Raw genomic sequence first — 13542 nt, forward strand, 5'->3', positions numbered from 1 at the left:
CCCAATGCCCTGAGCGTCAGTGGCGAGGGCACCATCGTGCCGGTGCGGACCTGCCTCGGTGTGTCCGCGGCACTGCGCGGACGACCCAGTCTCATCTCCGCTTCACAAATGAAGCAGAGATGAAGCCGCCGCCGAGAAAATGAAGCCAGCCGTCAGACCCTACAGGATCAGAATGAATGGCAACGAGTCTCACGCCGATGGCACAAGTGCCATTCCGGTGCCAAGATCATTGAGATTGTGTCATTGGTCCTGAGACCCTACACATAAAGCCGACTGCGCGACCCGATCAACGGAAGTCGCGTAATCGGTCGGCGAGGGTAGCCAGGTCCAGCGCGGTGACTTTGTTCGCGACGAGGGAGACGGTGCCTTGTCCGACTTGGGCGGTGCCGCGGATGAGCAGCGCGGTGGCGTTGAGCAGGGTGGTGCGTTCGCGGCGCCAGAGGCCTTCGCTGACCACGACGTTGGTCATACCGGTCTCGTCTTCGAGGTTGAGGAAGGTGATCCCGCCCGCGGTCGCGGACCGCTGCCGGTGGGTCACGGCGCCGCCGACGAGGACCTGGGTGCCGTTGCCGACGTCGAGCAGCGCGGCTGCGGGGATCGCGCCCCGTGCGGTGAGGTGTTCGCGCAGGAAGGCGACGGGGTGCTGGTCGGGGGTGATGCCGGTGGCCCACAGGTCCGCAGCGGCGAGCTCGAACGCGGACATGCCCGGCAGAGCGGGCGCGTCGCGAGCCGAATGACTACCGGGAACGCCCTTTTGGGTCGCCCTTCAGCTCCTCGTAGATCTTCGAGGCCTCGCGCAGGACCTCCAGTTCGGTCCCGCTCGCCAGCTGTTAGGCATCACCACGTAGCCAGTCTGTGGACCACCAACAGCAGGCGACGCACCGGGAGAACGTGTTCCAGAACTGCGTTCCGGATCGACCATGGTGACGGCATACGAACGTCCGGTACTGCCGATCCGCACGGTGCAGTCTTTGCCGCTGAGAATTGGAGCGAGGCCGTGGCTTGGTCAGAAGACCGTGCGGAGGTCGTGGGTGAGGATGGTGTCGAGGCAGCGTTCGGTGATGGCGGCGATGGTGAGGGCGGGATTGACCAGGCCGGTGGAGCCGGGGATGAGCGATCCGTCCAGGCAGTAGAGCCCGGGGTGGCCGTGCAGCCGTCCGTAGAGGTCGCAGGCGGTGCCGAGCACGGCGCCGCCGACGGGGTGGACGGTGAACTGCCGCACGGCCCCGACCTCGAGAGCGATCCCGCCTCCCGCGGCCCGCGCGAGCCGGTCGGCGAGGTGCTTGGTGGCCAGCCCCGCGGCCTGGTCGCCGTCGGCGGGCCAGTGCCGTTCGACCTGTCCGGTGAGTGGGTTGTGGTGGAAGGTGCCGAATCCGTTGGGTTTGCCCATGCCCAGCAGCACCATGGACCGTGTCTCGAACGGCATGGGCAGCGGCACGTGGAACATCGAGACCGCGCCGTGCGGCGTCGGGACGTCGCGAGCCAGAAACCCGGGCGGACCGCCTTGGCGGGACAGGGTCGGTTCCGGCAGGCCGGTGAGGACGATGAACCGGTCCCCGTTGGTGCCGAACCCGGTTCCCACGTGTTCGTTCAACCGCGGCAGCGTCCCGATGTCGCGGGCCCGGACCAGTAACTCGGGGGTGTGCGTGGCGCCCGCGGCGAACACCACCGCGTCGCAGAGCACCCGGACCCGCTCCAGGGTGTTCCCGGCTTCGTCGATCCGCTGACACTCGACCGTGTAGCCGCCTCGGGGCTGGGCGCTCACGTCAGTGACGACGTGCAGGGGCTTGACCGTGACCCGGCCGGTGGCTTCGGCTTGCGCAAGGTAGGTGCGGTCCACCGAGAGTTTGGCGCCGCTGTTGACGCCCCACAGGTATTCCCCGGCCGAGGCTGACGGAACGGCTGTGCCCGCCAGTTCGGCCCGTATGACGTCCCAGTCGTAGCAGAGATTCAGCCGTTCCGTCCTGCTCGCCCCGGCTTCCTGGGCGTAGCGCAGGTAGGTGCGGGTGGAGGTGTAGCGCTCGTGGGCGAGGATGTCGTCGGGGATCGGCGAGGCACGTAACCGTCGCAGCGCCCGGGGGTAGTGCTCGGCGGCGAGTTCGGCATAAGGAACCTGGCTGGGGAATACGGCGGCGAAGGCCTCCTCGCTGGGCTGGGGCAGCATTCCGGCGTAGACCAGGCTGGTGCCGCCCACGCCGGCGCCGCAGATGACGTCGCCACCGGTGCCGGGCACCGCGTCCAGGATCCCGGTGAACCGCGGTACCGGCAGCGGCAGCAACGGCGCCAAACCCGGCAGGTTCGACCAGCCCGGCAGCCACGGCAGCCCGTTGTTGGTGCCCAGCCACACCGCGCGCCGGTCCGGGCGGTGTGGCTGGTCGCGAACGTGTCCCCGCGCCCGGTGATCGGCCATCGCCGCCCACGTTCCAGCACCACCGTCGCTACCCCGGCCTGCGCGAGCCGGAACGCCGCGATCGCGCCCCCGATCCCCGACCCGATCACCGCGACCCGATGCCGTTCCTCGGTCGTGGCGCGGGCGGCGGCGATGCCCGCCGTGCCGACCCCGGCCCACGCCGCCGCGGCCCCGGCGGTGGCGAGCCGCAGGACGTCCCTCCGGCGAAGTTCTCCGTTCATCTTTCCCTCCTCGGCAGACGGCTGATCGGCGACGCCGTTGGTGTTCGTCGGCCGGACACGATGAAGGTCCTTTGCGGACAGACTTCAGCTGGTCACGGTGTCTTTCGTGGCGACTGTGTCTGGGCGTTGGAAGTCCAACCGGGTGCTGGGGGTGAGCCGGGGGACAACCAGGGTGCTCAACGGGTTGCGGCCGGGGTGGTCGAGCTCGGCCAGCGGCAACGTCTCCACTGTCGAGGTGAAGCCACGGGTGCCGGTCCCGGATCCGGTGTGGACGAAGTGGACCTGGTGCCGCGGCGGGTAGTAGCCGAGCAGGTGGTCCCGGATTTCCGCGACGGCCGTGCTGGTTCGTATGGTGCCGTCGGCGATGTCGGGGCCGGTGGTGACGTCGAAGATCGGTGCCTGCGGCAGCATCAGCGTGGTACTGGTGTCCGGCTGGATCCCGAGTTTGACGAACGTGGTGGCTTCCCAGACGGTGAAGCCGAAGAACGGCTCGATGTTGAGGTCGGCCCAGATGCCGTCGAAGCAGGAAGCGGCGTGGGTGACGTGCACGGTGAGCCCGCGGCGGGGTGCTTCCTCCAGGACGCGGTGGGCAACGAGCGCGCCGACCATGACGCTGCCGGAGGTGGCCAGTGCGACCGGGCCGTCGGTGGCAGCGGCGTCGAGCACGAGATCCAGCCATTCCCGATAGGTCCGGTGACGGTCCTTGTCCGTGCCGTAGTTCAGGTAGAGGTTTTCCATGGCGGGCAGGCCGAACTCCGGTGCGTGCAGTGCGGGGATCCCGAAGACACGGTTGCAGCGCTTGAGCACGGCCAGCGCTTCCAAGGTGAGGTCGTTGGGTAGTCGCAGGCCGTAGCCGACGAGGTGAATGTCCGCCTCGGGCACGGTGAGGTTCCACGGTACTTCGACCACTCCGGAACCGGCGTTGTCTGTCATGGTTTCCTTCCTTGTCGTGGTGCGACGATCGGTCAGGGCTCGGCCCATTCGCGGACCTCACCGAGGCTGACGGGCAGGACGTCACTGACGTCGACCGTGACGCGGAGGGCCCGCCTGGCACGACGTGTGTTCTCGGGGTCGAAGAACCGCAGTTTCACATCCCAGGTGTCACTACCCGGACGGGAAAACGGGCTGGGCTCCACGCTGACCGCCTCCAGTGCCAGCCGGTCGGCCACCGCGGCCGCGAAGATCCGTTCCGTGTGGACGACGGTGGTGGCGGCGAAATTCAACGCTCGCTCGCGCGACGCGGCGCCCGGGTTGCGCAGGTCCTGGTAGACGCGTTCGAGTAGCTGCCGCAGCACGCGGGTGTCGGCGGGCACGGCCGTCAGCTGATCGACGTTGCGGCCCGGGACGCCACAGAGCTGTTCGACTTCGATCACCGGCACCTGCTGCCCGGAAAGCAGCCGCACCGTCCGGCCGGTGTGCCTGCCAGGAACCGCGACACGTTCGGTGGCGCCGCCGCTCGACGCCGCCTGGCCCGCGAGCTGTTCGGCGAGCTGCCGGTACACCTCGGCCGCGTACGGGCCGGTGGGCTCGATCACGTAGACCGGGGCGTGGTCCTGGTGCAGGATCCAGATCAGGCTCGCCGCGTCGCCCGGGTACGCGGCAAGATGTGTGGCCAGGTGCCGGGCATCGAACGGGTTCAGCTTCTCGCGGGTCGCACCAGGGACCATCTGCCGGATGATCGAGTCCCAGCGCCTGTCGGTTCCGCAGTCGTAGCCCAGTACCCCGACGACGTAGACCGGATTCGGTTGCCGAGCCGACAACACCACGTCGGCCTGCGCGTGCCGCGCGAGTGCGAGCCGGGTGGCGCGGGGCACATCAAGCTTGCCGGCCAGGCATCGCGCGGGGTCGCCGTGGCTGTCGGCAGGGTCGCAGGGACGGGCGGCGGCGAGCAGGGCGTCGCGGACGGCCAGCGGATCGGCCGGCAAGCCGTGTTGCCGCCGAAGGCTGGCCAGCAGGGCACAGACGCCGGTGACGATCGGCGCGGCGACGCTGGTTCCCTTGTGTACGGCCGTTCCCCCACCGGGCTCGGCCGCGGTGAGGTTGCCGCCGGGTGCGACGAGGCCATGGTCCCGGTAGCGCTCGCCCCAGTTGCTGAACCGGAACATCACACCGTCGTCGTCATGCGCGCCCACGGCGAGTACCTCCGGCAGCACCGCGGGCGCGACGTAGTTGCCGCCGTAGTCGTTTCCCGCCGGGGACACCACGAGCACGCCGGCGTCGTGGGCCTGCCGCACGGCCCGGGCGAGCAGCGGGTCCGCGTCGCCTGACCCGGTGGGCAGCGAAGCGGCGAAGTGCACGATATCGGCCCCGGCCTCGACCAGCGTCTCGATCGCGCGGACGGCGTTGACCGGGTCCAGCAGCGTCGGCTCGTCCCGCAACGCGGGAACGACCAGCCCCCGGCACCGCGGCGCCAGACCATGCACCGAGCTTCCTGACTGTCCGAAAAGGACACTGGCGACGAAGGTCGCGTGCTGGGGCAGCCCGTCGACGACCGGCACGTGCGGCAGCCAGTGCGGTTCCAGCACGGTCAGGTCCGCGCCGGTGAAGCAGGGATGGGACAGTGCGGGAGGGCCTTCGACGAGTCCGATGGTGACGTCCGGGTCGCCGAGGGTCTGCTCCCACAACTCGCGGACGCCGGGGATCGCGGCGATCTCGGCCACGTCGTCAGCCCCGCATCCGCCGTGCCGGGCGCGGGTGGTGCCGCGGCGTTGCCGTCGAACGGTGCATGGGGTGCTGCTCCTGGGAAGCCGGTCAGTGCGAGAACAGGGTGGAGGTCGTCATCCGCTGGTAGGTCGGTGCCAGCCAGCCCGGCGGGTCGTCGACGTCGCGTGGTGGCCGGGGCGCACCGACCTCGTCCGGTGCGCCGGGCGGGAGGTCACCGCGGTGGTGCGGGCGTTCGGGGCGTCGCACCGGCGCGAGCTGCGGGGGTGCGATCGCGAACCGGTCGGTCACGGTTCGGCCCAGTCACGGACCTCACCGACGGTGACGGGCAGGGTGTCGCTGACGTCGATGGTGAAGCGGAACGCCCGCTTCGCGCGGCGGGTGTTCTCCGGGTCGAAGAACCGCAGCTTGACGTCCCAGCAGTCGCTGTCCTGCCGCCCGAACGGGCTCTTCTCGACACCGATCGACTCCAGCGCCAGCCCGTGCGCCAGCGCCGTCGCGAAGGTGTGCGCGGCCTGGAACGCGTTGGTAGCGGCGAAATTCAGCGCCCGGTCGCGGGAGGTCGCCCCGAGATTGCGCAAGTCGTAGTAGACCCGGGTCAGGAACTGCCGCAGCGCCTTCCGGGTGGCTTCGTCCTCGGTATCGCCCAGCGCGGACCCGGCCGCCCGCACCGCCGACTCGGTGAGGCGGTTGACCTCCCAGCCGCACAGACCGCGCCGCTGTTCGACCTCGATCACCGGCACCGACTGGCCGGAGAACAGCCGCACCGTCCGCCCGCTCATCCGGCCCGGCACGGCGACGCGCTCGAGGAACTCCTCGCTCTCCGGCGCCGCGACCTGCCCGGCCAGCAGCCGGACCAGCAGCGCGTACACCTCCGCCGCATACGGGCCCACCGGCTCGATCGCGTAGATCGGCGTAAGTTCCAGGCTGACCGTCCACAGCAGCGGCCGTGCCTCCGACGGCTGCGCGGTGAGGTGCTCGACCATGCGCCGCGGGTCGTACGGGTTCGCCGGCACCGTGACCCCGCCGGCCTCGGCGGGCTCCATCAGCTGCTTGAACGAATCCCGCCTCGCCTCGCTCCCGAAGTCATACCCCAGCACCCCGACCGCGTAGACCGGATGCGCCACCGGCGCCGCGTTCTTCTCCGCCGACATCACCACCTCCGGCGAACCCCCACGCACCGCCGCGCCTTTCCGGCCGTCACAGCCGCAACCGCAGGACTGTTGCGACGCCGCGGTAGCCGACGTGGCCGGAAGGGAATCGCGCGGCGTCTCGTTGATAGCGCTCGTCACTATCCGTACTGCTCCTTCGATGTTCAGAGTTCCGGTCAGGAATCGTTCGCACGCCACCGAACTCGTGACGTCGCAGGAGTCGGCACCGTGCAGCAGCGCGGCGCCGACCGCGAGGGGGTCAGGGCGGGTCCCCGCTTGGCGTTGCAGGCTCAGCAGCAGCCCCGCCACCCCGGCCACGATCGGCGCGGCGAGGCTGGTGCCCGTCGCCCGGACCGTCCCACTGCCGGGCCGGGCACCGAGAACTTCCTGCCCCGGCGCCATGATGCCGTGGCGCCGGTAGGCCGCACCCCAGTTGCTCGCCGCGAGCGGGACGCCGTGCTCGTCGAGCGCGCCCACCGCCAGCACCCCGGGCAGCGCGGCGGGAACATGGGTGCAGAAGCAGCCGTCGTTGCCCGCGGCGGCCACCACCAGCACCCCACGCTCGACACAGAACCGCACCGCGCGGGCCAGCGCGTCCTCCGCCTCCCCGGACGCCGACAGCTGGCCACCGCTGACGTTGATCACCAGCGCGCCCGCGTCGACCGCCAGCTCGATCCCGCGGGCCAGCTCCAGCTGTGAGGTACGGCCCCGCCGCCGTGAGAACGCGGGCACGACCAGACCACGACAGCGGGGCGCGATCCCCAGGACGGGACCTCCGTGCTGGCCGAAGATCACACTGGCCACGTGCGTACCGTGCGCCGCCGTGTCACCAGCCGGCCCGTCGTCCGGCCAGACCCCGCCGAGGTGGCTCACCGCCGCGCCGTCAAACGCCGGGTGATCCAGATCCGCCTGCCCGTCGACCACCGCGACACACACGCCCTCCTCGCCCAGCGTCCGCCGCCACAACCCGGCCAGCCCGGGAATCCCGGGCACCTCGCACACTCCGCCCCCACCCTCCGCGGACGCCTAGAACTCACCGGCTTTACCCGACACACGAGACATGCCGGGTGCGACCACACGGCCGCCGCCCGGCACGTCGATGAGACAAACCGCGCTACTCGTCCTCATCCGCGGCGAAGCTGATCGTGACCGGACCGATAGTCACGATCGACAGTTCCGCGCCGTCAGCCGGTTCGGCAGCCGCACCAGCGGGTTGCCGGGTCACCGGCGGCGACAGCGCCGGCGCCACGGAGTCCATCAGGTTCTCGGACATATCCTGCTCCTTCAGCCAAGTTCATGAAAAGCGTTCACAACAAAGGGTTCGCGTCTGCGGCCTCACCGGCAACTACCGGTTACCGAAGCGGTCGGTCACCTCGACGAGGCGGGAGCACCGGCGGCGCTCGAACCCTCATCGACGTCACCTCCTCCCCTGAACGGAACGCGGTCCACAACCTCCATCCCGAAACGGATCCGGCCCCCGGAATCGTTGAGTGAAACCTGACCTCTGTCCACTCGGAGCGGATCGCATCCCCTCACTGAAACCTGCGAGACGGGACGACCGAAAGAGCGGGTATCCACCTGTACGGACAGCAACGACGACCACGGTCGCGGGTCGCGACGCACCCGGAGTGACGAGGTTCTGGCAGGATCCTGCTTTAGAGGATGCTACGGACGCTTTCGGGTAATCCCGAGGAATCTCACATGCGGCGGGACCGGCAGGAACGCACGAAACGAAGCGGTTCATGCGTCGACATGGATCGGCACGTCAGGCCTTCGGCGAGAAGGACGCATCCTATGTCCCGATTGTCACCCCAGGAACTGGAATAAAGAGGATTTCCATATCAAGGAAAGGGGTAAACATGTCGATCAGTTTGAATCGAGAAGCGAAAATCTGTTCAGAAACCACGAACTAGTGCGGTCAAGACTCGCGGACGTAATCACCGGTGAAAATGCCGGTCTGCGATCTGGTTTCACTGCTCGGTGCCGGTCAGTCAGTCGTGGGCGAGCGTCTCGAGGCCGCGGCGTTCGGCTGGGCGAAGGGTGATCATCCAGGTGTCGAAGTTCTGCAGGACGGTCAGCTGCGGTCCTTCTGCTGGCCGAATGGTGGCCTGTTGGCCGGTGGCCAGCCGCAGTTCGAGGCGGGGTGCGGCGAGGTGGGCGTCGGTGAGGTGCAGGGCGCGGCGACGGCAGATGGCCGGGTCGAAGGTCGGCAGTGCCGACTCGGGGTCGTGCCCTCCGGGCGCGAGGGGGCGGATCCAGATCACGTCGGGGTCTTCGAGGTCGCGGCGTACGTGGCGGGCCAGTGCGGCGCGGTAGACCTCCGCGCCGTCCTCGGTGACGACGAGTTCCGCGCCGGGCAGCACGTCGTCGTTGGTCGGTTCCTGGCCGCGGCCGTGCAGCAGGTCGTGGAGCGTGTGGAGGGTTTGCTCGGCGGTCAGCGATGCGGGCATGGCGGTCGGTCCTTTCTGGTCAGGCGTGGAGTACGTCGTCGAGGGGTTTGCCGGCGATGTGGGTGACGCCTTTGGCGGTGAGCATGGCGTGCAGGTCGTTGCGTTGTTTGGTGCTGACGCAGAGGATGCGGCTGGGGCCTTCCAGGCCGAGCAGGTCGATCCCGTCGCCGAACATGACTTCGTTGGCCGGATTCTTGAACGCGGCGATCGTGAACGGGTCCCGCGTCGGTTTCGCGTGCCCGCTGTACTGGCTCATCTTGGCTGGGTTGATCACGCCGTAGGTGTCGGCGTTGGCGCCGTAGTAGTCGGCGCGCGCGAGCAGTCGTTCGGGGTCGTCCCACACGAGCCGGGGGCCTTCGGTGGCGGCCGGCTTGACGGGTGTGGAGTGCATGCGCAGGAACACCGAGCTCGCGCCACCGGTGGCCTTGTCGACCTCTTCGCTCTGTCCCATGCCGTGCTGGACCCCCATCATGGTGCGGCGTTCAGTCGAGGCCAGCACCCCGTTGGCCAGCATGGCCTTCAGGCCCGCCGAGGAGGCCTTGTGCACCAGTGACCGGCCCTGCACGGCATTGCCCAGCGCGCTCTGCGCGTTGCCGACGTCGAAGCGGTTCCAGGTCAGCCAGCCGCCGGAGCGCCGGGGTGTCGGGTCGTAGCCTGGTGAGGCCGCGAGCGCGGCGCCGTCGGAGTGTCCGGTGGCGTGGGCGATCGCGTCGCGCAGGACGCCGACCTTGGCCGGGAGCGCTCGGGTGGCCGCTTCGAGCTGGATGTCCTTGGCGAACCGGGCGAGCTCGATGTCGGTCATGCCGACGGCCTGGTGGGCGCGTTCGTGGAAAAGTTCCTGGCGGATCATCTCCTCGAGATGGTCTCCGGTGGTCTGGGCGGCGGTGATCTCGCTGTGGCTGGACAGGCCTTGGGCGGTGATGTTGGCGGTCAGGTAGCTGTGTTCGCCTTCGTCGCGGGTCATCGGGCGGTTGGCCAGGTTCAGCTGCCCGAGACAGCAGACGACGTCCGGGCCGTGGCCGGTGCCCGCGGGGGCGATGATTTCCAGGCGGCCGCGCAGCGAGTAGTCGGTGGTGGCGGGGTTGTTGATGCTGTAGGGCCGGTAGACGGCGTGGAAGCCGTCACCGAGGTCGATGGCGTATTCCTTGCCGGACGCGTCGTCCCAGCGGGCGGTGCCGTCCCAGCTGGCCTGCCCGGTCGTGGCATCGAGCGCGGGTTTGATCCGGGTGGCGGCGCGCAGCACCGCCACCGTGTGCTCACCGGTGGCGTCCGGGGGCAGGGCCGGCGCCATCCGGGTGACGGTCGCGGTGCCCTCGTGCAGGAACGGGGTGACCTCGCAGACTGCGGTCGCGGTCGTGGCGGCGTTCTCGACGGCGGCGAGTTTCTGGTGGTAGTGCTTGAGCATCGCCGACTCCACCGGGCCGGGATCGGTGCCGATGTCGTTCGCCGCGGCGGCGAGGGCCATTTGCGCGGCGCTGATCTTCGCCTGCGTGGTCTCCGGGACGGAGTCTGCGGTGAGGTCGCCGTGGTTGAGGTGGAAGTTCACGCTCTTGGCCGCGGTGATGATCGCGTTCCCGAGCTGGTGGTGCTCGTCCAGCGGGAGTTTCCCCTGCACGGTCTGCTCGACCTGGGTGGGCACCATGTCGGGGCTGATGTTGAGGGCGTCGAGCAGCTTGTCCTCGGCGGCTTCGTCGAGCCGGGCGTGCAGGACGGTGCGCGGGCCCTCCGGGCTCTGGTAGCTGACGAGGGTGGCGCTGGCGGCCAGCAGGTCGGCGCCGCCGACGAGGATCGGTTCACCGAACGCCTTCCCGACGTCCGGTGTCTCTGGGATCTCGGTGACCGGAAGCTGCCCCGGAACACGGGTACCGGTGCCCGGCTCCTTGACGACCGGGGCCAGTTCCTCGGTTTCACCGGCAGTCCCGGCGCTGTCCTGATCGGCTGACACGGCGTCGACGGGAATGTCCTGTGTGGACTCCGGCTCGGTCGCGGGCTCGTGCGGGAGCGTCGTCTCCGGTGCGGCGGTGTCGCTGGCGGGTGGTGATTCTGCACCGCGGATGTCCGGGTTCGGCGCTGGAGAATCGGCCGTTGCGGACGGGGTAATAGCGTAGGAGGCGTGTGTTGTTTTGGAGTTCCAGCCCATCACGGACCGCCGAGTTGTTCGAGGGCGGCGGCGTGCGGCATGTTCAGCTCGCCGGTGAAGAAGGCGGCGAAGTCGCGGCGGAGGTTCTTCTTGCGCTCCACCGCGTAGTCCAGGAACGCGTCGGCGACCTGGGAGGTCGTGACCGCGGATTCGGCGATGCCGTGCTGCTTGGCCGCGCGGGATCGCATGGGTGCCACCCAGCTCAGGTTCTTGTGCGTGGCGCCGGTGTGCGCGGTGGTGTGCAGCATGGCGCGCCATTCGGCGTCCGGCACCGACTCCAGCTTCTTGATCACCGCGTGGGCGGCCGCGGGGTTGACCGTGACGCCCTTCTTCAAGGTGCCGTTCAGGTGCGCGTCGTAGGCCTGGTCGTAGACGGAGGAGGTGCTCGGCTGGTAGCCGCGGGAGAGCGTGTCGCGGCCGAAGTGCTTGAACGACTGGCCCTGGTCGATCGGGATCAGCCCGCCGTCGCCGGTGCGCAGTACGTTGCCGTGATGGGCGTCGTGGTTGCCCAGTGCCCAGCTGGTGACGTGCAGGCGCACGATCGCGTCGACGTCGGCCTGCGACCAGCTCGACGGCGTGGCCGCCATCTCGGTCACCCCGGTCAGCAGCGGCTGCACGGCGGCGGGTTTCCCGTCGATCGTCGTCGCGTACACCGGCACCGCGGGTAGCCCGGCGCGGGTGAGCATGCGGGACGCGGCGGCCTCGGTGTGGGTCAGCGCGCCGCCGCGCGGGACGGATTCCCGTTTCGCCAGCCAGGTTTCCCCGTCCGGACCGGTGTGCAGGGTCTTCGGTTGTGTGCCGCCGAGGCTGGCCGGGGTGCCGGTGCCGAAGTCCCAGGCCGCGACCGTCGCGGCGTCCAGTGGCTGTCCCACGGCGCTGTGGGCAGCCTTGGCGTGTTGCAGGGCGGAGAGCATCGCGGCGTGCTGCGCGCCGAACTTGCTCCGCGGCTTCGACGTGCCTCCGCCGGTCGGGGCGCCCGCGGTCTTGTCCAACGCGGGTTTGGGGGATGCCGCCGGGACCGGGGTGTGGTGTTTGGTGTCGTGTTTTTGCTGGAGTACTCCCGCGATCGTGGCGGCCATATCGGACGCGCCCGCGGCATGCTGGGTCAGGTAGGACTGCAGCGACGACTTCCCGGCCACCGAGGCCTGCTCGGCGGTGAGATACCCGGCGTCGGTGACGAACGTGCGCAGGTCGCTCAGTTTCTGTGTGCTCACCCACGAGGCGATGGCCTCTTTGCCGGTGGCGACGACGTCGTCGCCGGTCGGGGCGGTCGTGAGGGCGTCCCAGGTGGCGATGTCCGCGTGGGTCACCGCGGCTTGGTGGGTTCCGTCGATGACCGTCTTCACGGTCGCGGCCGCGCCGGTGTCCGTGAGATCCGGCAGGGTTCCGCCCGCTGATGCAAGCGCGTTCTGGGTGGTGGTTGTGGCGGCAGCCAGGCTCGTCAGCGCGGTCCCACGCTGGGTGGCCAGGGCCATCAGGTCCGCGCGTTCATCGGCGGGTGTGGAGGCGCGCAGCAGCTTCAGCATCTGCTGGGGGCCGAGGACCTGCGGCTCGGTCTCGCCGATGTGGCCAGCGGAGGTCGCGTTGTCGATCGCCGGGCCGAGCTCGGCGGCGGTGACGTGCGTCAGCAGCTGGTCGACCTGGTGCCGTGCTGCGGCGACCGCCGCGCCGATGTCTCCGGCGAGGTGGGGGTTCTGGGCGGTCGCGATCCGGTTCTCCGCCCCGATCAGGGTCGCGACCTGCTCGGGGCTCGGGGTGCCGCCGGTCGGCGTGGTGCCGATCATGTCCACCGTGGTGGCCAGGGAGGACTGGGCGGCGGCCAGGGTCTCGGCGGTGGCGTGCCAGGCGGAGAACCCGACCGGCACGGATGTCGAGTTCGAGGCGGTGAGGGTGGGGTCGGTGTGCTGCCAGTGCGCCAGGTCCATCCCGCCGACGGTGTCCCCGGCGCAGAGCGCGGCGAAGCGGTTGTGCGCCAGCGCTTGGATCTTCTTCTTCGATTCCGCGTCGTCGGCGTAGGACGGGTCCAACCAGTGCGCCAGCGGGTCCTGCGACTCGCCGGGGAGACCAACGAGCGACGGGTGATCGAACCCGTTGGCCGCGGCGAGCTCCGTCAGGTCCTCGGGCGTGAGGTTCGCGAGGTAGTCCGCGCACAGCTGGCGCAACTGCGCGATGTAAACCTCGGACTCGTCGAGGGCCTCCGCGGCCTGCTGTGCGTCGTGGACGGCGTCGACGAGCAGCGCGTACCGTTCCTCGCGGTCCTCGGGCAGGTCGATGGCGGGTTGTTCGCCGGGTTCCGCGAGATCGACGCTGTGGGCGATCATCGCGATGATCGCCAGCGCGGCTTCGGCGTCGGTGTCCGGCGCTGTCTCGCCGCCGCACACGGCCGTCAGGTGCAGCGCGTAGTCCGACGAGTCCTCGGTACCCGGCGACGTTTCGGCGCCTGCCGCCGTGGCGGGCGCGACGGCGTAGGAGGCGTGTGCGGTCTTGGAGTTCCAGCCCATCGCGGCAC

General features: G+C 69.7%; 10 protein-coding genes and 1 pseudogene. All 11 read right to left on the reverse strand.

Annotated elements, in window-relative coordinates; all coding sequences use genetic code 11:
• Positions 1-286 precede the first annotated feature (286 nt).
• Entirely contained in the window at positions 287-703 is a 417-nt protein-coding gene (locus tag ABD987_RS44115; RefSeq protein WP_345408955.1) for an OB-fold nucleic acid binding domain-containing protein, read from the reverse strand.
• 303 nt (positions 704-1006) lie between these two features.
• Positions 1007-2410 carry a GMC oxidoreductase gene (locus ABD987_RS44120; protein WP_345408957.1) on the reverse strand — a complete coding sequence of 468 codons (1404 nt, stop codon included), beginning with the start codon at positions 2408-2410 and terminating at the stop codon, positions 1007-1009.
• Positions 2407-2631 (reverse strand): annotated as a pseudogene (locus tag ABD987_RS44710) (NAD(P)-binding protein); the annotation flags it as partial. The pseudogene ABD987_RS44710 and the gene ABD987_RS44120, both read right to left, overlap by 4 nt.
• Before the next feature lie 84 nt (positions 2632-2715).
• A complete protein-coding gene (locus ABD987_RS44125; RefSeq protein WP_345408959.1) occupies positions 2716-3564 on the reverse strand; it encodes an SAM-dependent methyltransferase in 849 nt (282 codons plus the stop codon).
• A gap of 32 nt (positions 3565-3596) precedes the next feature.
• Complete coding sequence (locus ABD987_RS44130) at positions 3597-5291, reverse strand: cyanobactin maturation protease PatG family protein (RefSeq protein ID WP_345408961.1); 1695 nt, start codon at positions 5289-5291, stop codon at positions 3597-3599.
• 91 nt (positions 5292-5382) lie between these two features.
• A complete protein-coding gene (locus ABD987_RS44135) occupies positions 5383-5583 on the reverse strand; it encodes a hypothetical protein (RefSeq protein ID WP_345408963.1) in 201 nt (66 codons plus the stop codon).
• A complete protein-coding gene (locus ABD987_RS44140) occupies positions 5580-7436 on the reverse strand; it encodes a PatA/PatG family cyanobactin maturation protease (RefSeq protein WP_345408965.1) in 1857 nt (618 codons plus the stop codon). Before ABD987_RS44140 ends, ABD987_RS44135 begins: the two co-directional genes overlap by 4 nt.
• 121 nt (positions 7437-7557) lie before the next feature.
• Complete coding sequence (locus tag ABD987_RS44145) at positions 7558-7716, reverse strand: hypothetical protein (RefSeq protein WP_345408967.1); 159 nt, start codon at positions 7714-7716, stop codon at positions 7558-7560.
• A 718-nt stretch (positions 7717-8434) separates the two neighbouring features.
• Entirely contained in the window at positions 8435-8893 is a 459-nt protein-coding gene (locus ABD987_RS44150; protein WP_345408969.1) for a hypothetical protein, read from the reverse strand.
• A gap of 19 nt (positions 8894-8912) precedes the next feature.
• Positions 8913-10838, reverse strand: a complete 1926-nt coding sequence (locus tag ABD987_RS44155; RefSeq protein WP_345408971.1) for a hypothetical protein — start codon at positions 10836-10838, stop codon at positions 8913-8915.
• A gap of 194 nt (positions 10839-11032) precedes the next feature.
• Positions 11033-13534 (reverse strand): hypothetical protein, encoded by a 2502-nt coding sequence (locus tag ABD987_RS44160; RefSeq protein ID WP_345408973.1) that lies wholly within the window; start codon positions 13532-13534, stop codon positions 11033-11035.
• Positions 13535-13542 lie beyond the last annotated feature (8 nt).

Source organism: Amycolatopsis samaneae (assembly GCF_039541975.1).
Lineage (GTDB): Bacteria > Actinomycetota > Actinomycetes > Mycobacteriales > Pseudonocardiaceae > Amycolatopsis > Amycolatopsis samaneae.

Coding starts and splice junctions, on each gene's coding strand:
- ABD987_RS44115 (WP_345408955.1), bottom strand. CDS start 703: ATGTCCGCGTTCGAGCTCGCCGCTGCGGACCTGTGGGCCACCGGCATC.
- ABD987_RS44120 (WP_345408957.1), bottom strand. CDS start 2,410: ATGGCCGATCACCGGGCGCGGGGACACGTTCGCGACCAGCCACACCGC.
- ABD987_RS44125 (WP_345408959.1), bottom strand. CDS start 3,564: ATGACAGACAACGCCGGTTCCGGAGTGGTCGAAGTACCGTGGAACCTC.
- ABD987_RS44145 (WP_345408967.1), bottom strand. CDS start 7,716: ATGTCCGAGAACCTGATGGACTCCGTGGCGCCGGCGCTGTCGCCGCCG.
- ABD987_RS44150 (WP_345408969.1), bottom strand. CDS start 8,893: ATGCCCGCATCGCTGACCGCCGAGCAAACCCTCCACACGCTCCACGAC.
- ABD987_RS44160 (WP_345408973.1), bottom strand. CDS start 13,534: ATGGGCTGGAACTCCAAGACCGCACACGCCTCCTACGCCGTCGCGCCC.